This is a genomic window from [Flexibacter] sp. ATCC 35208 (genome assembly GCF_001975825.1).
GTDB lineage: Bacteria > Bacteroidota > Bacteroidia > Chitinophagales > Chitinophagaceae > Chitinophaga.
The window spans coordinates 19,786-46,496 of record NZ_MTKN01000029.1; the positions used below are offsets into that span (position 1 = coordinate 19,786).

Consider the following 26,711-nt stretch of genomic DNA (forward strand, 5'->3'; position numbering starts at 1 on the left):
CATGTCTCGTTCCTTTCTCCTGCTATTGCTGGTGCTTACCCAGTGTAAACAAACTATTGTACATACTACCCTGCCTACACCTGACCCGGATAATGGAGGCCTCTTTTTACCTGATAGTTTTGCTGCCGTTACAGTTACACAAGGCATAGGTCCTGCCCGTCACCTGGCCGTGAATGACAATGGGGATATATATGTGAAACTCGCTTACAATGAACAGCTGGAAGGCCGGGGTGGCACAGTGGCATTGCGTGATAAGGATGGAGATGGGAAAGCGGATGTAGTGGCTTACTTTGGTGATTATCAGGATGAAGGAGGATTGCCTGCAGGCATGTCTATCTATAACGGTTACCTGTATTTCTCGACAGTGAAATATGTATTGCGTACAAAGCTCACTCCCGGCCAACTCATTCCTGAAGGCAAAACTGATACCATCATCACCGATACAGATACCGCACTCTTTAAACACTGGCACAGCGCCAAGCCACTGGTCTTTGATCATGATGGCCATATTTATGTTCCATTCGGAGCACCTACCGATGCTGCACAGGATATCAATACCGCAGGTCCCGGCGGTATGCCGGGTGGCAAAGGATTAGATCCTGCACCAGACCTGCAAGGACATGGTGGTATCTGGCGTTTCGATGCCAATAAAACAGGGCAGACACAAGCTGATGGGGAACTATATGCCACTGGTATTCGTAGTGCCTTAGGACTTGCCTGGAGCCCTTTTGACAATACCCTTTATGTAGCCATGAATGGCATGGACAACTTTCATAACCGCTATCCCGGTGTCTTTTCTGCCTGGCAGGCAGCAGTTTTGCCCTCGGAACCTTTATTGAAAGTAACCCCTCAGTCCAATTTCGGCTGGCCTTATGCCTACTTCGATCATATGCAGGGCAAAAATATACTGGCTCCCGGCTATGGAGGGGATGGAAAGATCACCGCAAGAGCAGATAGTTTTGCGATCCCCATCTTTGGTTTTCCCGGTCACTGGGCGCCAATGGACCTGTTATTTTACGAAGGCGATCAGTTTCCGGAGAGATACAAAAACGGGTGCTTCGTAGCATTCCATGGTTCTACAGACAGGGCACCCTATCCGCAAGCCGGTTACATCGTATGCTTTGTACCTTTTGAAAAAGGTGCCCCTACAGGTAAATGGGAAGTATTTGCAGATGGCTTTACTGACACAGATACCGTATTCAATACCAGCGATGCCCGCTATCGCCCCATGGGCCTCGCTACCGGCCCCGATGGCTCGCTGTACATAGCAGAATCCAACAAAGGGAAGATATGGCGGGTAATGTATACTGGAAGTAAAAAATCATTCAACGCTGCTCAACTTACTGCGATGGAAACCCGAAAATCACGTACTTATATAAAGGTGCCAGATCCTGTACTGGATATGGTGGGCAAGGGTAATGAAATGCATGGCAGAATGTTATACGATTCTTATTGCGCTACCTGCCATCAGCGGGATGGAAAAGGCGATAATAACCGGTATCCACCATTGGCCGGTTCGCAATACCTGGCTGGTGATAAAAAACAATTGATCAATATCGTACTGAATGGATTGAAAGGAAAGATCACGGTGAATGGGAAAACTTTTGATGGGGTGATGCCTGCCCATGCCGCATTTCTGGATGATCAATCGGTGGCATCGATCGTGGCATATATCAAGGATCGGTTCAACAATGAAGAAATAACGGTCACTGCTGATATGGTAAAGAAGGAACGGGTTACTCCTGCGTCTTCGTCACGGTAAAACCTTCTGCAAAGAATTCCTGCGGTGTCATTTCAAGACCATCAATTATCTTGAGTAATGTACTGAGGCGAATATCATCAAACTTGCCTGATTCGTATCTTGACATTCCAACACGGGAGATGTCAATATCATAGGCAAAGGTCTCGTAAGACCTAAATCCTTTGTCTTTTCTAAGAAATTTTATGCGTTTTCCTAATTCTTCGAGGAAAATGTCGTGATCAAAATGACCCAGAACCGCCTTCTTTTTGGGTTCTTTCTTTTCTTTAGCCATGGTGCAATTAACAAACTAAGTTTACTATAATCAACTCAATAATACAAGTGTTATTGTGATATGTATATTATAGTGTACTTTTTTTAATTATTCACCATATATTTGTATCACAAACAAACAGAAGAGACACAAACAACATCATAAAAAGGGGAATAAGCAAAGCATTTTTTGGGGTTAAACTGGTATGCTACAGGCGCTGAAATTTTTATTTCAGCCCTCTTTTTTATCAATGGAATAGCATCGGTATTGGGTTAAAAGGAATTCATTTTTTTCCAATACATAGTAGTTTTTAGCCGGAAGGCTGGACTCTTCCCAATCCGGTATCTATTTTTTACGTTGAGCTAGCAATGCGGTGGAAGCTGATTTTTCAGCACCACCGCTATTTTTTTTCCTGAAAATGGTTTCATTCCCCGTTGAGGAATTCCCTCTTTCATGCATATTTTTTACTTAGGTCTGTATTTGGATTGCTGGAAGATGCCCATGGCATCTTTATTATCCATCAGTTGTTGTAAGGTCACGTTTGGATGCGCTTTCATATATGCCTGCACTATTCTCCAGCCTACAAAAGCACCGATCCTGCCAGGAGAGCCTTCCGGCATACCCTGGGTAGAAGGGCCATCGTTCATATAATGCATATTATTCTGCCAGTCAGATTTGTACAGGAGATCCTGCTGTACAAAATACTGCCAGATCATCTGTTCATTGTCAAGGCACCATTTTACCTGTTCACCAGTATAACCCAGTCTTAAACTATCGTCAGTATAAGGCAGCACCTGTTCTGTAAAGTATTGCTGTTTGCCCGCATTCACCAACTGAATCACCAGTTTATCGCCCGGCTGACCACCCGGATATAATTGCTGTGCCAACACCTGGATACAGTTAGGCACTATATTCTCCTGTGAAAACTTTCTCACCATATACCCCGGATAATCCGGCAGTAAACCATAAACAGGAAAATTTGCTCCCAGGTACATATCCAGTCCGATACCTAAAGTAGAATCGACGGTGACCGCACCATAATTGCTGATCATAGAACTGAAAGTCACCACTTTGGTAGGCGGCTGGAAATTGGGGAAGTAATATTTGATGAACTTAAAGCTCTGCGCCAGTTCGTCTTCAATTTTCTTTACATCAGGGAAATGGGCATTGATAGAATCCTGCAAAAGCCGGAAATCCTTATTACCCACCAGCATTTTGGTCTGCAATAACACCAGTCGGCCGGTATCGGAATAAGGACCGAAATTCATGATATGCTCGATATAACTGGGCAAAAATGTAGGATATTTTTGCTCCAGTTGCTGTAAGGAGGAGGTGACATTTGTCGTATCCAACTTGTCCAACGCCTGATCAAAACGGTCAATATGTACACTGATGGCAATTTTACTTACATCTGGCACGTTTTTATGTGTACATGCTGTCAGGCAGAGCAATAAGAGAACATAGGAGATTATCTGCTGACAAATACCGGTTAATTTATTAGTCTTATTTTGCATACTTCTACTTAAACTACTGAGCGGTAAAAATATTATATACCTTGTATTAAAAAAAAGATAAAATTATCATGAGAAAGGCATTATTGGTGATCTTCCTATTAAATATAGCATTGATAAGCAATGCTCAACGTAATTATTCTATAAGGGAGCACCGGGTAAGGCTGGGATTTCGGCTGGATCCAACCGTATCACTGCTGGTTCCACAGGAATCAGGAGTAGATAGAAATGCTGGTCGGTTAGGTATTAGTTTCGGTGTGATGGCCGATTTCCTGTTGGATGAGGCAGGGCATTATGCCTTTGCTACCGGTTTACAGATTACCACTGCGGGTAGCAAACTGAAATATGATGCGGGAAAAGGATTGGATGATTATAAGGCGAACCCTGCTGAATATAATATCAAAGCCACTTATATAGAAGTGCCTTTGGCACTGAAACTCAAGGCGGAAACAGCACCGGGGATGAGTATCTTTGGTCAGTTCGGTACTTATGTGAGTTTTCCGGTAAGAGGTCGTGCAGATGTAGTGAGTCTGACCCAGACGTATGACAAAGTGAATGTACTGAGAGACTTACAACCAGTGAACATTGGCTTACTGGTGGGTGCTGGTGTAGAATATCCATTGGGAGAGAATCTGACCGGATTGGTAGGATTGGATTACAGGAATGGGTTTATCGATGTGACGAGAAATGCTAAGTGGAATGATGGGAAGGTGAATATGAATAGCATAGCGTTGAAATTAGGATTATTCTTTTAGTGGTGATAGGCCGGCCGCAGGCCATTCGCACTGTTTCATAAATAAATTAAACTCCTGTACAGCTCATGCATAGTAATGGGCGCTATCAGGTATCCGAATTAAACGAGCGTGTATCTTTCTTTTGATACACGCTCGTTTTTGTTATAAAATTCAGGAAATTTGTGTCAGTCCAACGCTATTACAGATGAAAATTATTCTGGCTCAACAAAACTATCACATAGGCAATTTCGAATGGAATACCCAGCAGATACTGAATGGGATCAAGACAGCCGAAGCGCAGGGCGCAGACCTCGTAGTCTTCTCTGAACTCTGTGTCAGTGGCTACCCTCCCAGAGATTTTCTGGAATTCGAAGACTTTATTCAACAATGCTATGCTGCTATTGACACCATCAAAGCGCATACTCAAAATATAGCCGTGCTGGTAGGTGGCCCTTGCCGTAACCCGGCAACAGAGGGCAAAGACCTCTTCAACGCGGCCTGGTTCCTGTACGAAGGCGAGGTAAAACAGATCATTCACAAGACCTTGCTGCCCACCTACGACGTATTCGACGAATACCGTTATTTCGAGCCATCCTTCTCCTGGAACGTTATTCCGTTCAAAGGAAAGAAACTCGCTGTCACCATTTGCGAAGATATCTGGAACCTGGGCAACAACCCGCTCTACCGTATCTGTCCTATGGATCAGCTCATGGAGCAACAGCCGGATGTGATGATCAACCTCTCCGCATCTCCGTTTGACTACGATCATGACGAAGATCGCAAAGAGATTATCCGCGCCAATGTACGCAAGTACAAACTGCCCATGTTCTACTGTAACACTGTAGGCTCTCAGACTGAAATCGTATTCGATGGTGGATCCCTCATCTTCGATGCACAGGGAAATATCGCCAAGGAATTCCCCTATTTCACAGAGGCAATCGACGGTTTGGAGCTGGAACCTTTGCAACTGGCTACGACTGCTCATCCCGTAAAACCATATGTGCCTGTAACGGAGTTGTTGTTCGAACACAACATAGATCGCATTTATGAAGCGATCTTACTGGGTATCAAAGATTACTTCCGGAAGATGGGCTTTAAAAAAGCCATCCTGGGTTCTTCCGGTGGCATTGACAGCGCAGTGGTCTTGGCCCTGGCAGTAGAGGCATTAGGTAAGGAAAATGTACGTGCAATCCTGATGCCGTCTCCTTATTCAACAGAGCATTCAGTAGATGATGCCGTGGCTTTATCTAAGAATTTAGATAACCCATACGACATCATTCGCATCAATGATATTTACGAAACCTTCCTGCAAACCCTGAACCCTTACTTCCAAGGGCTGCCATTCAATGTAGCGGAAGAGAACACGCAATCCCGTATTCGTGGAAATCTCCTGATGGGGTTGTCGAATAAATTCGGTTATATCCTGTTGAACACTTCTAATAAGAGTGAGTTATCCACAGGTTATGGCACCCTGTATGGTGATATGGCCGGTGGCCTGTCAGTATTGGGTGATGTATACAAAATGCAGGTGTATGCACTGGCCAGGTACATCAACAGGAATAGCGGGATCATCCCTCAGAATATTATTGACAAAGCCCCTTCAGCAGAGTTGCGTCCAAACCAGAAGGATAGCGATAGTTTGCCTGATTATGCAGTATTGGACAAAATACTCTATCAATACATAGAGCGCAGACAAGGGCCAAAAGAGATCATCGCACAGGGGTTTGATGCTGCACTGGTAGCGCGTACGCTTAAAATGGTGAATAATAATGAGTATAAGAGGAACCAGTTCTGTCCTATTATCAGGGTGTCGTCGAAGGCATTTGGAGTAGGTAGAAGGGTACCGATAGTGGGGAAATACCTGAGTTAGTAGCCTGGCATTTAGGCCGGCCGCAGGCCCCGCAAAGTCAAAAAACCTCTTCTACCGAAGGTGGAAGAGGTTTTTTGATGCTTACTCCGCGGCAAGGCATGAAATATCTTTTATTATCTTTGGCAAAATTTAATTGATCGTACAATGTTACAAGTTCCGTTCATTCGTCAAAACAAAGAACTGGTATTGGAACGTCTGGCTTTGAAAAATTTCAAAGAAACCCAGATCGTTGATGAAGTACTGGCACTGGATGACAAGCGCAAAAAGCTGACGCTGGAATATGATGAAACCCAAGCCCAGGTTAACTCCGCTTCAAAAGAAATCGGTAAACTGATGGCTCAGGGTCAGAAAGATACTGCTGATCTGCGCAAATCGGAAGTAGCATCATTAAAAGAGAAATTACAGCCTATCAATGAAGAACTGATCGCCACTGAAAAGGCCCTGCACGATACATTGGTACAACTCCCTAACCTCCCTGCTGCCATCGTTCCTCCCGGCAAAACCCCGGAAGAAAACCTGGAAACAGGCAAAGGTGGTACCATCCCTTCTCTCTACGAAGGTGCTGTACCTCACTGGGACCTGGTTAAAAAATACGACCTCATCGACTTTGAACTCGGTAATAAGATCACCGGTAGCGGTTTCCCTGTTTACAAAAACAAAGGTGCCCGTTTACAGCGTGCTATGATCCAATATTTCCTGGATTATAACATCAGCAAGGGGTATACCGAATACCAGGTGCCGCATATGGTCAACGAAGCTTCTGCGTATGGTACCGGTCAGTTGCCAGACAAAGAAGGTCAGATGTACCACATTGGCGAAGATGGGTTCTACATGATCCCAACGGCCGAAGTACCGCTTACCAACATCTACCGCGATGAGATCCTGAAAGATACAGATCTGCCTGTGCGCATGACAGGGTATACACCTTGTTTCCGTCGTGAAGCAGGTTCTTATGGTAAAGATGTACGTGGTCTGAACCGCCTGCATCAGTTTGACAAAGTAGAACTGGTACAGCTTGTGCACCCGGAGAAATCTTACGAAGTACTGGATGAAATGGTGGCACATGTAGAAGGGCTGATTCAGTCCCTGAACCTGCCTTACCGCATTCTGCGCCTCTGTGGTGGCGATATGAGCTTTACCTCTGCCCTCACCTACGACTTCGAAGTATATAGCACTGCACAGCAAAAATGGCTGGAAGTAAGCTCTGTATCTAACTTCGAATCTTACCAGACTAACCGCGCAAAGATCCGTTTCAAAGATGGTGGTGGAAAACCTCAGCTGGTTCACTCCCTGAATGGTAGTTCCCTGGCACTGCCACGTATACTGGCTTGTATTCTGGAAAACAACCAGACTGCAGAAGGGATCGTGATTCCGGAAGTGCTGAGATCTTATTTTGGTAGCGACAAGATTGCATAACTAACAGGCCATTGGCCAAAATTCTATATAGAAAAGCTTCTGCCTAAGGCAGAGGCTTTTTTATTTTCAGGCCCCTTTGAATTCTTATTACATTTGTACCTCATATGCAGCATTTCCTTCCCAATGGTCAAATCCTGGAACTCCGCCAGGCCGTACCGGACGATGCGCCGGTGCTCCTATCCTATTTCCGCCAGTTAATCAGCGAAACAGATTTCCTGCTTTATACCCGCGAGGAAGCAGCTTCCTGGAGGGTGGAAGATGAAAGAGATTTTATCCTCTCTTTTTCCAGAGATGCCAAAGACCTGCTGTTATTAGCCTTCGCCGGCAAGCACCCGATAGGTACCCTCTCCATTCGGCAGAACACCTTTTCGAAAGAAGCTCACCTCTGTAATCTGGGTATCGGCGTTCTCCACAGCTACTGGAACATGGGCATAGGAAGGAGAATGATGACTGCTGCCACACGGTGGGCAGAACAACATCCGCAATTGGAAATCATTCAGTTGAGCGTACTCGCAAATAATGAAAGAGCGATTCAGTTATACCGTAACTTTGGCTTTATGGAATATGGTCGCATGCCTAAAGGCGTTCGCCAGCCAGACGGAACTTATGTGGATAATATCCTGATGTCGAAAAGAGTAAAGCCATTGTAACATGCGGTATGACAGACATTTGAAACTGGAAGGATTTGGTCCTGCCAAACAAGCGTTGTTGCACAACGCTGCTATTTTAGTGATCGGTGCAGGTGGATTAGGTGTACCTGTATTGCAATACCTAACGGCCATGGGTGTAGGGAAGATCGGTATTGTAGAACACGATACGATCTCTATTACCAACCTGCAAAGACAGGTTTTATACCACACCGCAGAACAAGGCCAGTCCAAGCTCTTCACGGCTATCAAACGTTTACAGCAACTCAATCCTGAAGTTGAATTCATACCACACGATACCTGGTTGTCACCAGGTAATGCGTTGTCAATTTTTGCATCGTACGATGTGATCATCGACTGCTCTGACAACTTCGGTACACGCTACCTTGTGAACGATGCCTGTGTGCTATTGAACAAACCATTTGTATACGGCGCTATTCATAAATATGAAGGACAGGTAAGTGTATTCAACTATAAAGAAAGCGCTACCTATCGTTGTCTTTTCCCTGAACCACCAGCACCAGGTACGATGCAGAATTGCAGTGATATCGGTGTATTAGGTGTATTACCAGGCATCATCGGTACGTATCAGGCCAATGAAGCCGTCAAGATTATTTGTGGCATAGGAGAACCATTGAGTAACCAGTTACTGACCATCGATACACTCAACAATATTCACCAGGTATTTCAATTCAAACCTGTCAGACAACCTATTACTACACTCATGGAAGAATACGATATCCCCTGCGATACAGGTGGTGTACAACACCTCAGCGTACAGCAATTACACCAATGGCTGGAAGAAGGAAAACAGGTACAACTGATCGATGTAAGAGAACCTGATGAATGGGAAATATGTAAACTGCCGCAAGCAGTTTTTATACCTATGCGTATGGTAGGCGGGGTGCTTCCGCAACTGAGAAAAGATGTTCCTACAGCTGTACTATGCCACCATGGTATGAGAAGTATGATGATTGCACAACAACTGGATGCTGCCGGCTTTCCTAAAGTATATAATGTAACAGGTGGTATACATGCCTGGGCTTACGAAATAGACGACAATATGAACACTTATTAATAAAAAACGAGCCGGTATCTGATTTTGATACCGGCTCGTTTTTTATTTTAAATACTAACCGCTTTTTTTTGAAGGGGCTTTTTATTTGAAAATGGTTTTCATTCCCCGTTGGAGAATACCCTCTTTCATGAAGGTTTTATTTTAAATACTAACTGCCTTTTGTTGTAGAGGCTTTTTGACCACAGGTTTCTTCGATTTCTTTCCCCACCAGATCAGGAATCCCGTTACCGGTAGTGATGCAGCTATCAGCGCGCAGATAAATGCGAGTATCTTGGTCGGCCAGCCAAATAATCCTCCTGTGTGAATAGGATAGACTATTCTTCTTGCCTGCGTACCTTTTGTATCATTTGCAAATAACTTATCACCTACAAATGCACCACTTCCTGCCTGGAAATAAAGTACGTCTACAATGTGCGTGGTGATCCTGTCTGTATTCTCTTTTCCCACACTCACTGCCTGATCTTTCTTTTCCGGGAAACGTATATTTACAATACCATTATAAGTGAGTCGTTGGTTTGTTTCTGTGAATATTTTGTCCAGCCATGCAATGTCATTGGCCTTTTCCGGCTTGCTCACAGGCGCTTCTATCTTTTGTTGTGGCTTGCCATCAAATGCATAGAACAACAGGTTATTCACCCATTTATAACTCCACACCAACCCTGTCAGTGCAGTGATGAAAATAACTATGTGAATATAAAACCCAAATACGGCATGCAGGTCCCAGTTCAATCGCTTGAAGCTGGCATTCCACTTCACTTTCATTCGTTGCTTGCGGGTATTCTTTTTGGGCCACCAGAGGATCAATCCACTGATGATGATCAGTGCAAACATGCTACAGGAAATACCTGTGATCAGTTTACCTGCTTCTCCCATACACAGGTGTCTGTGCAGGTTCTTCACCACCACAAAGAATCGCTTATCCTGCGCACCTGTATAAATAATTTTTCCGCTATAAGGATTTGTTACCACCATCAGCAGCTTCCCTTTCTCTTTCCCCTTTTTCAGGTAAAAAGTGACGGTGCTGTTTGCTTCAGGTTGAATTTCAATATTATTCGGTTTATAATCCGGGTATTTATCGTGTACCATCGCTGCCAGTACGTCCAGCGACATTCTTTCGGCACCTGAGGGGGACTGTACATTAAAAAGAGAGGGTTGAAAAAGGTGTTCCAGTTCGTCTTCAAACACTAACAGGCTGCCACTGAGTGCAACCACAATAACCACCAGCCCTGAGGCAAGCCCCAGCCAGAGATGTAACCAGCCTATTAACTTCTTCATTATCAGATACCTGTGGGGAAAGCGACCATCAGATTGCCCACAAATTACAGCAGGAGAAGACCATTAGTAGCTCAAATCGGGAAAATATCTTTATCTAATTGGGATAATATCTATACCAGTAAGGAATAATACCTTTATCTGTAAGGGATAATATCTTTATCCATAAGGAATAATACCTTTATCTATAAGGGATAATATCTACACCTATAAGGAATAATTCCTTTATCTGTAAGGGATAATATCTTTATCCATAAGGAATAATACCTTTATCTATAAGGGATAATATCTACACCTATAAGGAATAATACCTTTATCTGTAAGGGATAATATCTCTATCTATAAGGGATAAACATCTATACCTGTAAGGCATAACATCCTTACCCTCCAATCACAGACATACTATCCCAATGTTGGTTCTGGCGCTCCGCCTCAAACCCATTCTCTGCTCTGTGCCCAAGTGCATGCCGAATCTCATGTAACATCAATTCACTGCCGGCTCCGCTACGGAGTAAATCTCTTACATTCAGTACATCACCTCCATACAGACAGGTTTTCAACCCACCCGTAGGTGTAATGCGAAGTCGGTTGCAAGTACCACAAAAGGTACGGCTATAAGCAGGGATTACGCCTATTTGCCCTTGATAACCAGGTATTTGGTAGTTAATACTTGTCGCCTGTGGCTGGATTGGCAATTTCTCCAAAGAATAGTATTCCTGCAAAGCATCCAGGATGCGCAGGTAATGCCATTGATTACCTGAAAAAGCATGTCCCTGTCCATTGAATGGCATTTCTTCAATAAACCGCACAGACAGCGGCATTTGTTTCGTCAGTTCTGCAAAGGCTTGTAGCTCATCTGTATTCACCCCATCCATGATCACGACATTCAGTTTTACCTGCATATCATGTTCCAGCAAACTGTTCAACGTCTGCATCACAGCAGGAAACTGATCCCTCCTCGTGATTTGCTGAAAACGGTCTCTTTGCAAAGTATCCAGGCTCAGGTTGATTTTCCGGATGCCTATCTCTTTTAGTTGGGGAATATAAGGTTGGGTCAACACCCCATTGGTCGTAATAGAAATCTCGGGAATGAGTGTTTTTAATGACGCTAACAATGGCAGCAGGTCTTTCCGCAGGAAAGGCTCTCCCCCCGTAATCCGTAACTTATCAATCCCCGCTGCTGCCAATGGACGCATCAGGGTCAGGATCTCCTCATTGGTGAGTAGTTCCCGCCTTTGCAAAAACTGCATCTGCTCCGGCATACAATAGGTACATCGCAGGTTACAGCGATCAGTCACTGCCAGCCTGATGTAATTGATAATACGGTTATGTGCGTCTGTCAACATAATTTAGCAACTCTGCGCAGGATTCTCGAAAGCCTGGCTTTCATCCTCATCTCTTTCGGTCAGACATTTAAAATCTTTTTCTATAAGCAGGTGTAGTACAGAGCCATCAGCATTTGGCAACTCATGCTTAAAACCTACCTGCTCAGTGGTGATCCACCCGGATACCTGTGTTACAGGCAAAAACAATTGCACCCCATTTGCATTCAGGGCAATGGCCGGCGCTTCCCCTTTTGCATGTATAGAAAATTGCAGGGTACCGGCGCCAATCGTAGTGATCTCTTCTACCTGCTGCGTTTCCTGCAGTGTAGCAATATCTTGTTTATCCAACCGGTAGCGGATACTGTTCCCGCGAATTCTTATTTTCATGTATGTAAATTACTACATTATCGTAGCTTTATCTATAACTATGCGTGTGTTATTATTTGGTATTGCAAAAGATATTGCCGGGGCAGGGGCTATCACCACTACAGGCGTTGCTGACGTAGCAACACTGAAAGAATGGTTGTATGCACAATATCCTTCGCTGCGTGAATTACGCTCCTTGATGATAGCTGTGAATAAAGTATATGCAAATGATGAACAACCATTATTACCCGGCGATGAGATTGCTGTAATACCTCCCGTAAGTGGCGGCTGAAAAATGTCAATATGAACTTCCTTGTACACATAGCACCTGATATAAATGTGCAGCAGGCACTGGACTTTGTGGAATCACCGGATTGCGGTGGTGTAGTGCTGTTTGTGGGTAATGTGCGGAATGAAACACAAGGGAAGAAAGTCGTGAAATTATTCTTTGAGTGCTATGAGCCGATGGCTATTTCTGAAATGGAAAAGATTGCACAGTATACTATCTCAGCATTTGGCATTCACCGCATCGCCATCCTCCACATCACAGGTGAAAAAACTCCCGGCGAAACGGTCGTAGTCATTGCTGCTGCGGCTCCTCACAGGGCCGTTGCTTTTGAAGCCTGTCAATACGCCATCGATACATTAAAACAAACAGTACCTATCTGGAAAAAAGAATTCTTCGAAGATGGTGCTATCTGGGTAGCTGCGCATCCATAATAGCGCGCATGGCTTCTTCTCTTTCCGAAGGTGTATTTGCATTAAACTGCTCTATGGCAAATGGATTTTCAATCAATGCGATCTCCGCTTTCAGCAATGTTTTGCGCGGACATCCTTTTTCAAGATCTAACCTTTTTAATCCTGCGGTCTCCCATATCGTCATCAATGGTTCCGGTGATTGTTTGAATGAACTGATAAAGGCAGTTGCTTCTTTACTCATATCTCTTGATGCTATCAGCAATTCTAAACTCTGCGCACTGATCAACGGCAGATCGCACGCCAATACCAACCATGCGCTTTCCGGAAAAGCTGCATGTGCACTCAATATCCCGGTTGCCGGACCAGCATCACCTACACTATCAATAATGACAGGTAGCTCAGTCTCCAACACCTGATCTGCACGACAGGAAAGAAATACTTTCTCCGTCAGTGGCTTCAGCAACTGATACAAATATTGCCATTGCGGCAACCCATGATAATCCAGCTGGCTCTTATCCTGCTGCATGCGCAGGCTTCGCCCGCCACATAATATCAATCCATATAAACCTGACATCAGAAATCTCTTTTACCACCTGTTTTACTGATCAATTTTGTTTGCCTGATCTCCATACCATGAGAGAAAGCTTTGCACATATCATAGATCGTCAATGCTGCAATGCTTGCACCCGTCAGTGCTTCCATCTCCACACCTGTTCTGCCGGTAGTTTTGATCGTACATCTCACCACTGCTTCCTCTCCTTCCAAAGTGATATCTACCTTACAACCTTCGAGCAATAAAGTATGACAAAGAGGTATCAGATCAGGCGTTTTTTTCGCCGCCATAATACCAGCTATGATCGCTGTCTGAAACACTGCACCTTTCTTTGTATGAATATCACTTCCACTGAATTGCTGCCGGATCACCTCTGGCAAAAAGACCCTGCTTTCTGCAACCGCAATTCTTTCCGTCACCATCTTGCCACTTACATCCACCATAGTAGGTTGATCTGCTGCATTCAGATGAGAAAAACCCTGTTTACTTGAATCATTGCTCATAATAGAATAAATTTACAAAGAAACCTGTTAACATATGCTAATGGATGTCATCGCTGCCTATGCTGCCGTCATGGGGATAGCCAGAGACTTCGGAATGGAACAGGTACCATTTACTTCCGCCACAGGAAGGGTACTGCGTGAACCCGTTTTATCTGATCGGGATTTCCCCCCTTATGACCGCGTAATGATGGATGGGATCGCCATCAATTTTGAAGCCTATTCCAAAGGACAAATTGTATTTGGCGTAGAAGACATGCAGGCCGCAGGTATGCCCAGAAAGCAACTCGGTAGCATGGCTGATTGTTTGGAAGTCATGACCGGCGCTATTTTGCCGGAACTGACAGATACTGTGATCCAGTACGAACACCTGGAAGCGTCGGAACACGATGGCTTCCGTCGTTTTACTATCAAAGCGGGTGTAGCACAAGGGCAACACATTCACCGTCAGGGTGCCGATGCTGCTGCTGGTCAGGTATTGATCGCTGCAGGTACCCGTATTACTGCTGCAGAAACAGGTGTACTGGCGTCTGTCGGTAAAACAATGGTAAGTGTGAGCCGCTTACCCAACGTCGCCATTATCACTACCGGTGATGAACTGGTACCTGTATCAGAAACCCCTGATATACACCAGGTACGTACTTCCAACTCTTATACACTTGCTGCTGCACTACATACAGAACTGGGTATCCATGCCACCTGTTATCATGTCAATGACGATATACCCGCTATACAACAATTATTAGGATCATTATTAAATCATGATGTATTGATCTGTACGGGAGCTGTCTCTGCTGGTAAATACGATCACCTGCCACAGGTGTTGGAAGAGCTGGGTATGCAGCAGGTATTTCATAAAGTACAACAGCGCCCCGGCAAACCGTTCCTGTTTGGACACTTTGAAAATGGCCCTGTGGTTTTTGCATTGCCTGGCAATCCGGTATCCGGGTTCATGTGTTGTTATCGTTATGTTTTGCCTTGGTTAAAGGCTTCTTTACAAATTACAGCGGGGCCTGAACCATACGCTGTATTGGGTACAGATGTACATTTCAAGCCACCATTGACCTATTTCATGCCTGTTCGTTTGCACCCCGTAGCGGGTGGCCAGTTCATCGCTTTGCCACCGCCCTATCATGGTTCCGGAGATTTGGCAGCTTTATTGCAGGCAGATGGGTTTCTGGAATTGCCATCAGAAAAAGAAAACTTTGAGAAAGGCAGTAGTTATCCAGTGTGGAGATTCAGATCCTGATCTAAAAATAAAATTATGGTCCCTGGAAAATTGCAGATGCAGCACCTCGCATGGAGGGCTGGCTTTGGAGAACGCTATCCTGTTATAGCTGATTGGACCCACAAGCGCCGTAAACAAATTGTAAGCAAGATCCTTATTGGTCCTGCTAAAGATGAGACGACTCCCATCAAGATCATTGACCAGTCCGACCTGCCTGATTACAGGAAGAAAAAAGATCTGGATGCTGATACCCGCAAGATGGTGCAGCAAATGAATACGCAAGGTATCAAAGACCTGAATGTATCGTGGGTAGATGAGATGGTGCGCAGTACACATCCATTAAGAGAAAAAATGGCCCTCTTCTGGCATGGGCATTTTGCCTGTCGCACACAGAATGTACTGTTCAACCAGCAATTGCTGAATGTGATCAGAGTCAATGCCCTGGGCAACTTTGGAGACTTACTCACCGCTGTCTCCAAAACGCCTGCTATGCTACAGTTCCTGAATAATCAACAAAACAAAAAAGCACATCCCAATGAAAACTTCGCACGTGAAGTGATGGAACTATTCACCATGGGGCGTGGTAACTATACTGAACAGGATGTGAAAGAATCAGCCAGAGCCTTCACGGGATGGGCTTTTGATGATGATGGTAATTTTGTGTTCAGAGAAAAGACGCATGATGAAGGTGTGAAAAATATCCTTGGCAAAGAAGGGAATTTCAATGGTGATGATGTGTTAAAAATTCTCTTAGAGAAAAAAGCGACTGCACAATTCATCACCGCGAAAGTCTATAAATTCTTTGTAGATGAAGAAACACCTGATCCTGAAAAGATCAATACCCTCGCAGATAAATTTTATAATTCTGGTTACGACATCAAAGAACTGATGCGCAACATCTTCATGGCAGACTGGTTTTACGATAGTAAATTGATCGGTAACCATATCAAATCACCCATTGAATTGTTGGTGGGTTTTCGTAGAACGATCCCTGTCGATTTTGACAGAGAAGAAGTGATGATCTCCTTTCAGCAGGTATTGGGTCAGACTTTATTTTACCCGCCAAACGTAGCCGGATGGCCCGGTGGTCGTAACTGGATAGATAGTTCCAGCTTAATGTATCGCATGCAATTACCATCTATGATTCTCTATGAAAAAGATTTCAATATCCAGCCAAAAGAGATCACGCCAGAAATGGGGATGGGAAGTTACAAAGCCACACAGCAGGTAAATGAGGCAGCCAAAAAACAATATGCCCGAAAGATCAAAGGCATTATTCACTGGGATGATTACATGGGAGATTACAAAGATGTAAATCGCGAAGACCTGGCTACCACCATTGCTGATACGCTCTTGCAAAATAGTAAGAACGTAAGCAAAAAAATCCTGGAAAACCACGCAGACGTTACATCCAGAGAACAATTTATAAAGACAGTCACCATCGCTGTGATGAGTACACCCGAATATCAATTGTGTTAAAACTTATTGTATGCTAATATTGAACAGACGTCGTTTTTTACAAGCGGGCTCGTTGGCATCAGCATCTTTGTTCATACCGAAGTTCCTGAAAGCATTGGAAAACTCAACACATGCCATGGTGCCGCCGGGCAATAAGGTACTTGTCATTATCCAGTTGTCAGGTGGTAATGATGGGTTAAATACTGTAATTCCCTATCGCAATGATATCTATTATAAACTCCGGCCCAGCTTAGGTATACAAAGAGAAAAGGCCTTGTCCCTCACAGATGAAACAGGACTGCATCCTGCTATGGTAGGCATGAAAGCACTGTATGATGATGGAGGTATGGGCATCCTGCAAAATGTAGGCTATCCCAATCCGGATCGTTCGCATTTCCGCTCTATGGATATCTGGCAATCTGCCAGCAACGCTGCTGACTACTGGGGCAATGGTTGGGTAGGTCGCTATCTCGATGCACAATGTAGAGATTGTGATAAACCCGTGCAGGCACTGGAAATTGACGATACATTGAGCCTTGCCATGAAAGGCGAATTCCAGAAAGGATTAGCCTTCAATGACCCGGGCAGATTAAGCAGTGGTATCAATGCAGGATTGTACAATGATTTAATGCATCAGCATCGTGATGAAGAACCTAATGTGGATTATCTGTACAAAACACTGGGCGCTACCTTATCATCTGCCAACTACATTCAAAAGCAATTTAAAACATACGAGACCAAAGAAGATTATCCTTCCACCCATTTGGGTAAGAGCCTGCGTACCATTTCAAAGCTGATCATGTCCGACATCAGTACCAAAGTATATTATGTATCTCATGGTAGTTTTGATACACACGTAAATCAACAGGCACAGCAACAGAACCTCTTCAAACAACTGGACGATGCAGTGACAGTATTTACAAGAGACCTGAAGAACAATAACCGTTTTCAGGATGTGGTGGTCATGACCTTCTCTGAATTTGGCCGAAGAGTGGAGCAGAACGCCAGCAATGGTACTGACCATGGCACTGCGAATAACATGTTCCTGATAGGTGGTGGATTAAAGCAACAGGGTTTATTGAACGATGGTCCTGATCTGATGAATCTGAAGGACGGAGACCTGCAGTACAAAGTTGATTTCAAGCGTGTATATGCCACGCTGCTCAACAAATGGTTGGGAGCAGATGACAAGACGATCTTAAAACATAACTACGATCATTTAACTTTTATTTAGAGTGTATCTCTTTTGAATACAACCCTCAGGAACCCTTTTACCAAAGGTTTGGGAGAGATAGTGCCGGTGGTATCTACGAGTTCACCATCAAAGGAACCTTCGATGAGTGTATCTATTACTTTGGTAATATGCAGGTTCAGCGTACCGTAATTGAAATTCGCCTGCAGGTTATAATCGAGACCTGCAAATCCTAGTTGAAAAGCATTGCCATAGATGGTAGAAGAATAGTCACCGGTTTGAATATTTTCGGTTTCAGAAATCAAAGAGAATTGAACCGTTTCATCATGATTGCCGGTAGCGAGAATGTTTAGAACAGGATAATCATTAGTAGCGTCGTTATCTGTAAGATTAGCGGGAGTGAGCACAGCAGTTGGGTCTTCAGCCAGTACGATCAGGCTGTCTACCTGGAAGGATGTAAATTTTCTGATGGGTTCGTTGTCATCGTGCTTGCAGGCGCTAATCAGTAACAGGATTCCGGCTAGAGCAATTAATTGGCGCATGAGATTTTGGGTTTTATATAGCTAACGAAAATGTAAGAGGTTAATTGTCAATTGATAATTAAAAGTAAACAAAAAAGCGTTTTTGACCATCGGCCAAAAACGCTTTTTTCTGAAAATGGTTTTCATCCTCCGTTGGAGAATGTCCTCTTTCATGAATGTTTTTTAAAAGAGGTATTGCTATTAAGCGCCTGCTTCTTTATTTCTTGTAGCGATGCGATACAGCACCCATCCCATGAATGCAAATCCTAATACACCGAGTATATAATACCCTTCTTCGCCCAATGCACCAGAGAGTGCATTTTCCATATTCATCGCATCCAGTGCACCTGCTGTGCTATTGAAGCCCGCCATAATCGCAATGATCACACCAGCTACCGCACCACCAGCTACCAGGCCGGTTGCAAACAGATTACCTTTACCCAGCTCTTCTTCTTCAGCAGAAACCGTCACATTTTTTTTCTTGTTTTTCATATCTACCACACCACGAATAGCGCCACCAATCGCAATTGGTAAAGTCGTAGATAATGGCAGATAAGCACCTACTGCAAATGACAGTGATTTAATACCACACAGCTCCATTACGATAGAGAGGAATACGCCTACCAGTACAAACTGCCAGTCAAGGTTTTTAGAGAGAATACCTTTTGCCAACGTAGCCATCAGTGTACCCTGTGGGGCAGGGAAATAAGTACTGCCAATTGCGTGGTCAGTTACGCCATTCGCAATCATTACAGCAGTAGGTTTATCGAGGAATTTCACTGTCAGACCAATTACGATAGATGATACGATCGCACCAATAAACAGTGACAACTGCTGGTACATAGGAGTAGCACCCACGATATAACCAGACTTCAGATCCTGCGATGTACCACCTGCATTCGCAGCAGCGATACAGATCATACCACCTACTACCAGTGCCATTGGCTCATATACTTTACCGCTCCAACCCACAGCAATAAATACCAGGCAGGTACCCATCAGTGTAGCGATAGTCATACCTGAAATAGGGTTGTTGGAAGAACCAATTAAACCTACTATACGGCTGGATACAGTTACGAAGAATGCACCGAATATTACCACCAGCAAACCTACCAGCAGTTTCTGACCAATAGACTGACCTGGTAACTGGGGCAGGAACGCCATCAGGATGATCAGGCCAATGCTACCAAACAATACCAGTTTTACATTCAGGTCTTTTTCTGTACGTGGTACAGCCACATTTGCAGCACCTGCACCTTCACCTTTCTTCAGGGAGCCAAGGCTACCTTTGAAAGAAGAAATGATGGTAGGAATGGTTTTGATCAGCGTGATGAAACCACCTGCTGCTACGGCACCAGCGCCTATCTGACGTACATAGGCAAAGTAGATAGCGGCAGAGTAATCCGTAAAAGTATGTGTAGCAGGATTCCAGTTACCTTTACCCCCAGGCGTAGCCAGGTTAGCGAGGTAACCCAGTTTTACCAGTTGTGTAGCAATCAGGTCACCAGGCAGTAAACTGGCCAGCAAAGGTATCAATACCAACCAGGACAATACACCACCCGCTACCAGTACACCGGCAATGCGGGGGCCAATGATATAACCAACACCCAGGTATTCAGGGGTGATGTCAGCACTTATTTTAGCAGAAGGGAAGAATTTGTTGACCTGTTTGGTCATATAGGCAGGTGTTTCCGAAATCACGTGAAATACCTTTTGGAACACGGCATATACTACCGCAAAGCCCAGACCATAGAAAGCTGTTTTGGCAAAGTCACCGCCTTTTTCACCGGCTATCAGTACATCGCCACAGGCAGTACCTTCAGGGTAAGGCAGGGTGTCATGTTCTTTTACAATCAGTGACCGGCGCAGGGGAATCATCATCAATGTACCCAGGATACCACCAAAGATGGCAAGGATGAGGATCGTGATGTAATTAAAATACTGATCACCATTGTGGTCAGACAGGAAGAGGAAGCCAGGTAACGTAAATACCACACCCGCAGCAATAGATTCACCTGCTGAACCTGTAGTCTGAATAATGTTGTTTTCCAGAATCGTGGTCTTAAAAAATCTCCGGCCGAGTGTAATGGCAATCACTGCAATCGGGATAGACGCAGAAACCGTTAAACCCGCTTTCAGCGCAAGATACACCGTGGCGGCACCGAATATAATACCAAACATGCAGCCCAATAAAATGGACTTGACTGTAAATTCTTTCATCTTCACCTCGGGTGAGACAAAAGGTTTAAAATTATCTGCCATAGTTGTTGTTGGTGGGTATAGTTAGATTTTGTTTGGGAGGCAATATAAGACATATAGCCCTTTTACCCCTAAAAAAAAATGCTTCTACCGGCCGGCAGAAGCATTTTAAGCATATTTTTTCGAGGGTATTAATAAGATCCGGTTTTCTCTTTTACGACACCTGCAATCCACTTACTGATCATCAGCATGACCACAAATGCAATGGCTGCAGCTACGGTCAGAATCATGAAATATACCTTTTTGTCAGTGAAGTTATCCCAGAAAGTTGCCATCATACCAGCCACTTTACCAGCAATGGAGTTCACCAGGTACCAGCCACCCATCATCAGTGCCGTCAGGCGTGGAGGGGATAACTTGGATACCATAGACAATCCGATCGGACTTACCAATATTTCACCCACGGTGAAGATGGCATAAGTACCTACCAGGAAGGCCATAGAACTCTTATCCACATACACATTCGTCATAGATGCTGCCACGATCATCAGTAAAGACGACAGGCCGGCAATGAAGATACCCATTGCCACTTTCATAGGTGTAGTAGGCTCTTTGCCTCTCTTGGCGAGCCATCCGAACAATCCGAGGACTAACAATGTGAATAATACGATAAACCCTGGGTTGGCAGATTGGAAGATCTCTGTTGAAATCAGTTGCATTTTGCCGCTGGCAGGCCATTTGTCCTTTGGCAGGTTCTGGAAGTAAGGATCTGCACCCTGTACGGTAATGGTATTGCCATGACCATCAGTTATTGCACGGAATTGTGCATCGATCTGGGTGACGGCGTGTGGCTCGGTTGTCACAGTTTGCAGCATACCCATTGGTTTCGCAATCTTTTCGACACCTTCTGACATAGAACGATCAGTATACTGATCTGCCCATATTGTCAAACCGGTGCTGTTCTGGTTGTAGATCACCCAGAACACGATCGCTACTGCAAAGAAGGCCAGCAGCGCACCCAGTCCTCGTTTATCTTCTTTATTCGCAGTAGTATACAGGCGAATGTAGAAAATAACGATAGGTACACAGGCAAACATGAATGCATCGATGGATGGTGTACCAAATAGCGGATGCCCGAGGAATTTGTACATGAAGTAACCCAGGATAGCAGCGATGAAAGCTGGCAGCAATACCAGTCCGAGGATTTTGCTCATCGGCATATCATCTTTCTGTACTGGTTTGCGGATATCTCCTTCAGCAATTACTTTGGATTTGGAGATGAAGATCACCAAACCTACCAGCATACCTACGCCGGCAGCGGTAAAAGCGTGGCCCCAGCCATAGTGGTTACGTAGGTAAGCAGCCACGAAGTTGCAAATAAAGGCACCGATATTTACACCCATGTAAAAGATGTTGTAGGCAATGTCTTTCTTAGGTTTAAGGTCTTCTCTGTTGTAGATGTTCCCGAGAATGGTGCCGATGTTCGGTTTGAAGAAGCCATTTCCGATAATGATCAGGGTCAGGGCAGTATACATGGCTAATTCCCCGGGGAAGGCCAGTGTAAAATAACCGGCGGCAAGCAGGGCACCCCCTAAAATAACCGCTTTACGATAGCCGAGATACCTGTCGGCCATTAACCCCCCTATGAACGGCGAAAGGTAAACCAATGCAATGTACGAACCTACAAGATCAGAAGCGTGGGCAGTATCAAAGCCTTTACCGCCATTAGCGGTTGGATCAATCAGGTATAGGAAGAAGATCCCGATCATCAGGTAATACCCGAAGCGCTCCCACATCTCAGTAAAAAAAAGAACATAAAGGCCTTTGTGATGGCCGCCTTTTTGTTTTGGTGTACTTACAGGCTGCTCAACAGCAGATTGAGTCATAATTGGTTAGTTTTGTTGATAAGATAGTCCTATGAATGTGGCAAGATAAATAAATTAGGCTTTTTGTAGAGAAAAATGGTGCTTTTGGTTAAATTTTGGCCTTTCTTTGCAAAAAATTTGGAAGAACGGGGCTGAAATGGCTGAATTCGCTCAAATTACACACTGATATACAATATGAAGATTTTACTATTAGGAAGTGGTGGCCGGGAACACGCCCTGGCCTGGAAAATGACTCAGAGCACTTTATGTGAGCAGTTGTTCATCGCTCCCGGAAATGCGGGTACTGCCCAATATGGGGAGAATGTTGATTTCGCGGTGTCCGACTTCGATAAAATAAAGGCTTTCTGTCTTAAAAATGCCATTACCCTGGTAGTACCTGGTTCTGAAGAACCACTGGTAAAAGGGATCTACGATTTCTTCCAGCAGGACGAAGCTTTGAAACACATCCCAGTGATGGGACCTTCTGCATATGCCGCTCAACTGGAGGGCAGTAAGGCATTTGCAAAGCAGTTCATGAGCCGTCACAATATTCCAACTGCCGCCTACAGGGAGTTTGACGAGAGTACCTACGAAGAGGGGGTCGCCTATCTGCGTCAGCATGCCACCCCAATTGTACTCAAGGCCGATGGGTTGGCTGCCGGTAAGGGGGTGGTGATCCTCGAAGATCGCGAAGCTGCGGTGACTGAATTCACCCAGATGATCCGTGAGGCGAAGTTTGGTGATGCCAGCAAAAAAGTTGTTGTAGAACAATTCCTTTCTGGCATAGAATTATCTGTATTTGTGCTGACGGATGGAAAAAGCTATCAGCTGCTGCCTTCCGCAAAAGATTATAAACGTATTGGAGAAGGCGATACCGGCCTGAATACTGGTGGTATGGGTGCTGTTTCTCCTGTTCCATTTGCTGACAAAGCATTTATGGACCAGGTGGTAGAACAGGTGATCCAACCTACGGTAGACGGGTTAGCCAAAGAGAACATTGTCTACAACGGCTTTATTTTCTTTGGGTTAATCAAAGTAGATGGAGCGCCATTTGTGATAGAATACAACTGTCGCATGGGTGATCCTGAAACGGAGGTGGTAATGCCTCGCCTGCAAAATGACCTGCTGGAGCTGTTTCAGTCAGTGATAGACGGTAAGCTGTCTGCACAAAAAATTTATGAGGATAGCCGTGTGGCGACCACAGTAATGCTGGTAGCCGGAGGGTATCCGGAAGCGTATGAGAAGGGTAAGGTCATTACCAACATTCCTGCCCCAACGCAGGATCAGCTGGTATTCCAGGCAGGTACAAGGGCTTCTGGCGGTGAGATCCTCACCAATGGCGGTCGTGTACTTACCATCACTTCACTGGCTTCTGATCTGGGTATTGCGTTGTCGCATAGCCGGCAAACAGCAGAATCTATTGATTTTGAAGGCAAATATTACAGGAGGGATATTGGATTCGAGTTCGTGTAAGCCCAGCAAGGGTTGGCCTGTGGCTATGCAGGCACCACTACTGTCGCATAACTCATTCATTAATAGAGAGCAATACCATTTCATAAACGATCATTCGTTTAAGCGTTTTCGAGAGTCATACTTACCGGCTAACAGGTTGTTTTTAACTGTTGCAACTACTAACCGGCTCATCAAATACAATAAATAACATTTTTTAATATTTAGTTGTATTATTGAGAAAACATACAATTTTAAGATTGTATATTCGTTGGAATTATTCATTTTTGCACACAATAATATTTTGACCATATTAAGCAATGGGGTTCTTTAATTTTTTAACACAGGAAATAGCGATTGACTTAGGTACAGCTAATACGCTGATCATTCACAATGACCAGGTGGTAGTGGATGAACCTTCCATTGTTGCTATAGAGCGCGCTAGCGGGAAAATTGTGGCTGTTGGTAAGAAAGCCATGATGATGCACGAGAAGACACATGAGTACCTGCGCACCATTCGTCCCCTGAAAGATGGTGTAATCGCGGACTTCAATGCAGCAGAAGGTATGCTTCGTGAAATGATCAAACTGGTGTATCCAAAGAAGCCTTTGTTCTCTCCCAGCTGGCGTATGGTAATTTGCATTCCATCCAGCATCACAGAAGTAGAAAAACGCGCCGTACGCGACTCTGCCGAGCAGGCGGGCGCTAAGGAAGTGTTCCTGATACATGAACCGATGGCCGCTGCGCTGGGTATCGGTATTGACGTAGAAGAGCCGGTAGGTAACATGATCATCGATATCGGAGGTGGTACCACCGGTATTAGCGTGATTGCCCTCGCTGGTATTGTGTGCGACCAGAGTATCCGTATCGCCGGTGACGAGTTCACTGCCGATATCATGGAAGCCCTGCGCCGCTATCATAGCCTGCTGATTGGTGAAAGAACTGCTGAGCAGATCAAGATCCAGATCGGTTCTGCACTGAAAGAACTGGACAACCCACCAGATGATGTAGCAGTAAATGGACGTGACCTCGTAACCGGTATTCCTAAACAGATCATGGTATCTTACCAGGAAGTAGCCGAAGCGTTGGACAAATCCATTTTCAAGATCGAAGAAGCCATCCTGAAAGCATTGGAAACAACTCCTCCCGAACTGGCTGCAGATATCTACCGCAGAGGATTATACCTGACCGGTGGTGGTGCATTGTTACGCGGCCTCGACAAACGCCTGACCCAGAAGATCAAATTGCCCGTTCACGTGGCAGACGATCCACTGCGCGCCGTGGTAAGAGGTACCGGTATCGCACTGAAACACGTAGGTAAGTATCCGTTCCTAATGCAATAATACAGAGAGGCCTGCAGGGCTATCGGCTTTGCAGGCTTCTTTATAGAAATAAAATCCTGTGCGTAATCTCATCATTTTCTTAAGGCGCTACTTTAATTTTTTTCTGTTCTTGCTGCTGGAAGTGATCTGTTTAGTGCTGGTCTTCCAGAACAACGATTTTCAGAAAACAGCTTACCTCAATTCCGCCAATAACATTAGCGCCAGGTTATACGAACGTTACAACAACGTAGAATACTACTTTCACCTGAAAGCGACAAATGACAGTCTGGTAAAAGAGAATGCCCGTCTGCACAATATGCTGCGCACAAGTTTTGACACTGTTATCCTCGACAATATTGTAAAATCTGATACCATTCGTCAGTATAGTACCGATACCACCCGCAAAGTGATCAGTACCGCTGTACGCCGCTACCTGTACAAAGCTGCCAAGGTAGTCAACAACTCCGTAAATAGTCCTATCAACTATATCACCATTCACCGTGGCAGTGCCGATGGCATCCGTCCTAATATGGGCGTAGTTGGCCCAAGCGGTGTAGTAGGTATCGTACGCAGTGTGAATGAACACTATGCTGTCATCATCTCCCTGCTCTCCAAAGGTCGTAACTTCGGTACCAGTGCCCGCCTGAGCCACAGTAAGGAAATGGGTATGGTACGCTGGCATGGCAGCGAAGCCGGTTATGCCACCATGGAAGACGTGCCTAAAGGTGTACACCTCGTAAAAGGTGATACCGTAGTCACCAGCGGTTACTCCGCCTTCTTCCCTGAAAATATACCGATCGGTTATGTAGAATCAACCGAAGAGGTAGACAAAGCCAGCACTTCTGTCAATGTTAGAATTCGCCTGGCCACCAACTTTTACAACCTGCAATATGTATATGTGATCGACAACCTGCTGCAGGATGAACAAAAATCTTTGGAGGATTCAACTTACAAGCTGATCAAACAATGAGCATACTGTTAAGAAATATAATCCGTTTTGTGCTTTTGCTGTTGCTGCAGGTATTTGTTCTAAACAGAATTTTGCTGCATCAATCGATTAGCTTTAATCTCTACGTGCTTTTCGTACTGCTGTTGCCCTTTAACCTGCCCCGTCCGGCACTCATGTTGCTGGCATTGCTCATGGGCCTCAGCCTCGATATGTTTATGAATACAATGGGTATGCACGCTGCTGCCTGTGTATTCATCGGCTACCTACGACCATTTATTATTAATGTCCTTTCTCCACAAGGTGGTTTCGAAACTACGCAGAAGACCCCTTCTATGACAAGTATGGGAGTGTCCCAGTTTCTGATCTATGCTTCTATTCTGGTATTCCTTCACAATCTGGTCTTCTTCTCACTGGAGGTATTCAATGTTGGCAGCTTTCTGTATCTGCTGTTAAAGATCATCTTTTCTACCGCTGCGAGCATTTTCCTGATCGTGCTGTATGAGTTGTTGTTCTTTTCGAGGAAGTAAAATGTATAGTATCTTTAT

At 44.7% G+C, this 26,711-nt stretch carries 25 protein-coding genes; 15 read left to right on the top strand and 10 right to left on the bottom strand.

Translation table 11 applies throughout. The features are described from left to right. Position 1: 1 nt before the first annotated feature. Positions 2–1,762, top strand: a complete 1,761-nt coding sequence (locus BW716_RS18670) for a c-type cytochrome (protein WP_143708900.1) — start codon at positions 2–4, stop codon at positions 1,760–1,762. On the opposite strand, the gene BW716_RS18675 is transcribed toward BW716_RS18670, so the two are convergent. Both BW716_RS18675 and BW716_RS18680 read right to left on the bottom strand, forming a co-directional pair. Further along, a complete protein-coding gene (locus BW716_RS18675; RefSeq protein WP_083724754.1) occupies positions 1,737–2,033 on the bottom strand; it encodes a helix-turn-helix domain-containing protein in 297 nt (98 codons plus the stop codon). The two genes, BW716_RS18670 and BW716_RS18675, sit on opposite strands and share 26 nt — an antisense overlap. Before the next feature lie 443 nt (positions 2,034–2,476). Further along, positions 2,477–3,526, bottom strand: a complete 1,050-nt coding sequence (locus BW716_RS18680; protein ID WP_083724756.1) for a hypothetical protein — start codon at positions 3,524–3,526, stop codon at positions 2,477–2,479. A 68-nt stretch (positions 3,527–3,594) separates the two neighbouring features. Between BW716_RS18680 and BW716_RS18685 the strand changes: the two genes are divergently transcribed. The 5 genes from BW716_RS18685 to BW716_RS18705 all read left to right on the top strand — a co-directional run bounded on the left by BW716_RS18685 (position 3,595) and on the right by BW716_RS18705 (position 9,268). Further along, complete coding sequence (locus BW716_RS18685) at positions 3,595–4,278, top strand: porin family protein (protein WP_083724758.1); 684 nt, start codon at positions 3,595–3,597, stop codon at positions 4,276–4,278. Positions 4,279–4,462: 184 nt separating this feature from the next. Then, entirely contained in the window at positions 4,463–6,127 is a 1,665-nt protein-coding gene (locus BW716_RS18690) for an NAD+ synthase (RefSeq protein ID WP_083724760.1), read from the top strand. Between the two features lie 144 nt (positions 6,128–6,271). Next, positions 6,272–7,543, top strand: a complete 1,272-nt coding sequence (gene serS, locus BW716_RS18695) for a serine--tRNA ligase (RefSeq protein WP_083724762.1) — start codon at positions 6,272–6,274, stop codon at positions 7,541–7,543. Positions 7,544–7,647: 104 nt separating this feature from the next. After that, the gene (locus BW716_RS18700; protein ID WP_083724764.1) at positions 7,648–8,193 is read left to right on the top strand and encodes a GNAT family N-acetyltransferase; all 546 of its coding nucleotides are present in this window, start codon (positions 7,648–7,650) and stop codon (positions 8,191–8,193) included. A 1-nt stretch (position 8,194) separates the two neighbouring features. Continuing rightward, entirely contained in the window at positions 8,195–9,268 is a 1,074-nt protein-coding gene (locus BW716_RS18705; RefSeq protein ID WP_083724766.1) for a HesA/MoeB/ThiF family protein, read from the top strand. Between the two features lie 141 nt (positions 9,269–9,409). Here the strand turns inward: BW716_RS18705 and BW716_RS18710 are convergent, their stop codons facing one another. The 3 genes from BW716_RS18710 to BW716_RS18720 form a co-directional block, all read right to left on the bottom strand. After that, positions 9,410–10,543, bottom strand: a complete 1,134-nt coding sequence (locus BW716_RS18710) for a PepSY domain-containing protein (RefSeq protein WP_083724768.1) — start codon at positions 10,541–10,543, stop codon at positions 9,410–9,412. Between the two features lie 377 nt (positions 10,544–10,920). Further along, on the bottom strand, positions 10,921–11,886 hold the full coding sequence (gene moaA, locus BW716_RS18715; RefSeq protein WP_083724770.1) for a GTP 3',8-cyclase MoaA: 966 nt from the start codon (positions 11,884–11,886) through the stop codon (positions 10,921–10,923). A gap of 3 nt (positions 11,887–11,889) precedes the next feature. After that, a complete protein-coding gene (locus BW716_RS18720) occupies positions 11,890–12,252 on the bottom strand; it encodes a hypothetical protein (protein ID WP_083724772.1) in 363 nt (120 codons plus the stop codon). 40 nt (positions 12,253–12,292) lie between these two features. On the opposite strand from BW716_RS18720, the gene BW716_RS18725 reads away from it, so the two are divergent. Together BW716_RS18725 and BW716_RS18730 are read left to right on the top strand one after the other, a co-directional pair. Next, a complete protein-coding gene (locus BW716_RS18725) occupies positions 12,293–12,523 on the top strand; it encodes a MoaD/ThiS family protein (protein ID WP_083724864.1) in 231 nt (76 codons plus the stop codon). Between the two features lie 11 nt (positions 12,524–12,534). Then, positions 12,535–12,951, top strand: a complete 417-nt coding sequence (locus tag BW716_RS18730; protein WP_083724774.1) for a molybdenum cofactor biosynthesis protein MoaE — start codon at positions 12,535–12,537, stop codon at positions 12,949–12,951. Here the strand turns inward: BW716_RS18730 and BW716_RS18735 are convergent. Both BW716_RS18735 and moaC read right to left on the bottom strand, forming a co-directional pair. Next, a complete protein-coding gene (locus BW716_RS18735) occupies positions 12,926–13,504 on the bottom strand; it encodes an NTP transferase domain-containing protein (RefSeq protein ID WP_235643849.1) in 579 nt (192 codons plus the stop codon). The two genes, BW716_RS18730 and BW716_RS18735, sit on opposite strands and share 26 nt — an antisense overlap. After that, positions 13,504–13,986, bottom strand: coding sequence for a cyclic pyranopterin monophosphate synthase MoaC (gene moaC, locus BW716_RS18740; protein ID WP_083724778.1), 483 nt, complete (start codon positions 13,984–13,986; stop codon positions 13,504–13,506). Before moaC ends, BW716_RS18735 begins: the two co-directional genes overlap by 1 nt. Before the next feature lie 40 nt (positions 13,987–14,026). Here moaC and BW716_RS18745 point away from each other — a divergent pair, with 40 nt between their 5' ends. Genes BW716_RS18745 through BW716_RS18755 form a run of 3 tightly spaced genes read left to right on the top strand, consistent with a single transcriptional unit; the run spans position 14,027 to position 17,903 of the window. After that, complete coding sequence (locus tag BW716_RS18745; RefSeq protein ID WP_083724780.1) at positions 14,027–15,232, top strand: molybdopterin molybdotransferase MoeA; 1,206 nt, start codon at positions 14,027–14,029, stop codon at positions 15,230–15,232. Positions 15,233–15,247: 15 nt separating this feature from the next. Beyond that, positions 15,248–16,690 carry a DUF1800 family protein gene (locus tag BW716_RS18750; RefSeq protein ID WP_235643851.1) on the top strand — a complete coding sequence of 481 codons (1,443 nt, stop codon included), beginning with the start codon at positions 15,248–15,250 and terminating at the stop codon, positions 16,688–16,690. A 10-nt stretch (positions 16,691–16,700) separates the two neighbouring features. Then, positions 16,701–17,903 (top strand): DUF1501 domain-containing protein, encoded by a 1,203-nt coding sequence (locus tag BW716_RS18755; RefSeq protein ID WP_083724784.1) that lies wholly within the window; start codon positions 16,701–16,703, stop codon positions 17,901–17,903. Here the strand turns inward: BW716_RS18755 and BW716_RS18760 are convergent. From BW716_RS18760 to BW716_RS18770, 3 genes are all read right to left on the bottom strand, one after another. Then, entirely contained in the window at positions 17,900–18,403 is a 504-nt protein-coding gene (locus BW716_RS18760; protein WP_083724786.1) for a hypothetical protein, read from the bottom strand. The two genes, BW716_RS18755 and BW716_RS18760, sit on opposite strands and share 4 nt — an antisense overlap. Positions 18,404–18,583: 180 nt before the next feature. Further along, complete coding sequence (locus tag BW716_RS18765; protein WP_083724788.1) at positions 18,584–20,644, bottom strand: OPT family oligopeptide transporter; 2,061 nt, start codon at positions 20,642–20,644, stop codon at positions 18,584–18,586. Positions 20,645–20,772: 128 nt separating this feature from the next. Then, entirely contained in the window at positions 20,773–22,467 is a 1,695-nt protein-coding gene (locus BW716_RS18770) for a peptide MFS transporter (protein ID WP_083724790.1), read from the bottom strand. Positions 22,468–22,641: 174 nt separating this feature from the next. Between BW716_RS18770 and purD the strand changes: the two genes are divergently transcribed. From purD to BW716_RS18790, 4 genes are all read left to right on the top strand, one after another. Further along, the gene (gene purD / locus BW716_RS18775) at positions 22,642–23,919 is read left to right on the top strand and encodes a phosphoribosylamine--glycine ligase (RefSeq protein WP_083724792.1); all 1,278 of its coding nucleotides are present in this window, start codon (positions 22,642–22,644) and stop codon (positions 23,917–23,919) included. A gap of 296 nt (positions 23,920–24,215) precedes the next feature. Further along, positions 24,216–25,238, top strand: coding sequence for a rod shape-determining protein (locus tag BW716_RS18780; protein WP_012787871.1), 1,023 nt, complete (start codon positions 24,216–24,218; stop codon positions 25,236–25,238). A 58-nt stretch (positions 25,239–25,296) separates the two neighbouring features. After that, complete coding sequence (gene mreC, locus BW716_RS18785) at positions 25,297–26,187, top strand: rod shape-determining protein MreC (RefSeq protein ID WP_083724794.1); 891 nt, start codon at positions 25,297–25,299, stop codon at positions 26,185–26,187. Then, positions 26,184–26,693: a hypothetical protein gene (locus BW716_RS18790; protein WP_083724796.1), complete on the top strand. Its 510-nt coding sequence runs from the start codon at positions 26,184–26,186 to the stop codon at positions 26,691–26,693. The genes mreC and BW716_RS18790 overlap by 4 nt, the downstream gene beginning before the upstream one ends. The last annotated feature ends 18 nt before the right edge of the window (positions 26,694–26,711 follow it).

Coding starts and splice junctions, on each gene's coding strand:
- BW716_RS18670 (WP_143708900.1), top strand. CDS start 2: ATGTCTCGTTCCTTTCTCCTGCTATTGCTGGTGCTTACCCAGTGTAAA.
- BW716_RS18675 (WP_083724754.1), bottom strand. CDS start 2,033: ATGGCTAAAGAAAAGAAAGAACCCAAAAAGAAGGCGGTTCTGGGTCAT.
- BW716_RS18680 (WP_083724756.1), bottom strand. CDS start 3,526: ATGCAAAATAAGACTAATAAATTAACCGGTATTTGTCAGCAGATAATC.
- BW716_RS18685 (WP_083724758.1), top strand. CDS start 3,595: ATGAGAAAGGCATTATTGGTGATCTTCCTATTAAATATAGCATTGATA.
- BW716_RS18690 (WP_083724760.1), top strand. CDS start 4,463: ATGAAAATTATTCTGGCTCAACAAAACTATCACATAGGCAATTTCGAA.
- serS (WP_083724762.1), top strand. CDS start 6,272: ATGTTACAAGTTCCGTTCATTCGTCAAAACAAAGAACTGGTATTGGAA.
- BW716_RS18700 (WP_083724764.1), top strand. CDS start 7,648: ATGCAGCATTTCCTTCCCAATGGTCAAATCCTGGAACTCCGCCAGGCC.
- BW716_RS18705 (WP_083724766.1), top strand. CDS start 8,195: ATGCGGTATGACAGACATTTGAAACTGGAAGGATTTGGTCCTGCCAAA.
- BW716_RS18710 (WP_083724768.1), bottom strand. CDS start 10,543: ATGAAGAAGTTAATAGGCTGGTTACATCTCTGGCTGGGGCTTGCCTCA.
- moaA (WP_083724770.1), bottom strand. CDS start 11,886: ATGTTGACAGACGCACATAACCGTATTATCAATTACATCAGGCTGGCA.
- BW716_RS18720 (WP_083724772.1), bottom strand. CDS start 12,252: ATGAAAATAAGAATTCGCGGGAACAGTATCCGCTACCGGTTGGATAAA.
- BW716_RS18725 (WP_083724864.1), top strand. CDS start 12,293: ATGCGTGTGTTATTATTTGGTATTGCAAAAGATATTGCCGGGGCAGGG.
- BW716_RS18730 (WP_083724774.1), top strand. CDS start 12,535: ATGAACTTCCTTGTACACATAGCACCTGATATAAATGTGCAGCAGGCA.
- BW716_RS18735 (WP_235643849.1), bottom strand. CDS start 13,504: ATGTCAGGTTTATATGGATTGATATTATGTGGCGGGCGAAGCCTGCGC.
- moaC (WP_083724778.1), bottom strand. CDS start 13,986: ATGAGCAATGATTCAAGTAAACAGGGTTTTTCTCATCTGAATGCAGCA.
- BW716_RS18745 (WP_083724780.1), top strand. CDS start 14,027: ATGGATGTCATCGCTGCCTATGCTGCCGTCATGGGGATAGCCAGAGAC.
- BW716_RS18750 (WP_235643851.1), top strand. CDS start 15,248: ATGGTCCCTGGAAAATTGCAGATGCAGCACCTCGCATGGAGGGCTGGC.
- BW716_RS18755 (WP_083724784.1), top strand. CDS start 16,701: ATGCTAATATTGAACAGACGTCGTTTTTTACAAGCGGGCTCGTTGGCA.
- BW716_RS18760 (WP_083724786.1), bottom strand. CDS start 18,403: ATGCGCCAATTAATTGCTCTAGCCGGAATCCTGTTACTGATTAGCGCC.
- BW716_RS18765 (WP_083724788.1), bottom strand. CDS start 20,644: ATGGCAGATAATTTTAAACCTTTTGTCTCACCCGAGGTGAAGATGAAA.
- BW716_RS18770 (WP_083724790.1), bottom strand. CDS start 22,467: ATGACTCAATCTGCTGTTGAGCAGCCTGTAAGTACACCAAAACAAAAA.
- purD (WP_083724792.1), top strand. CDS start 22,642: ATGAAGATTTTACTATTAGGAAGTGGTGGCCGGGAACACGCCCTGGCC.
- BW716_RS18780 (WP_012787871.1), top strand. CDS start 24,216: ATGGGGTTCTTTAATTTTTTAACACAGGAAATAGCGATTGACTTAGGT.
- BW716_RS18790 (WP_083724796.1), top strand. CDS start 26,184: ATGAGCATACTGTTAAGAAATATAATCCGTTTTGTGCTTTTGCTGTTG.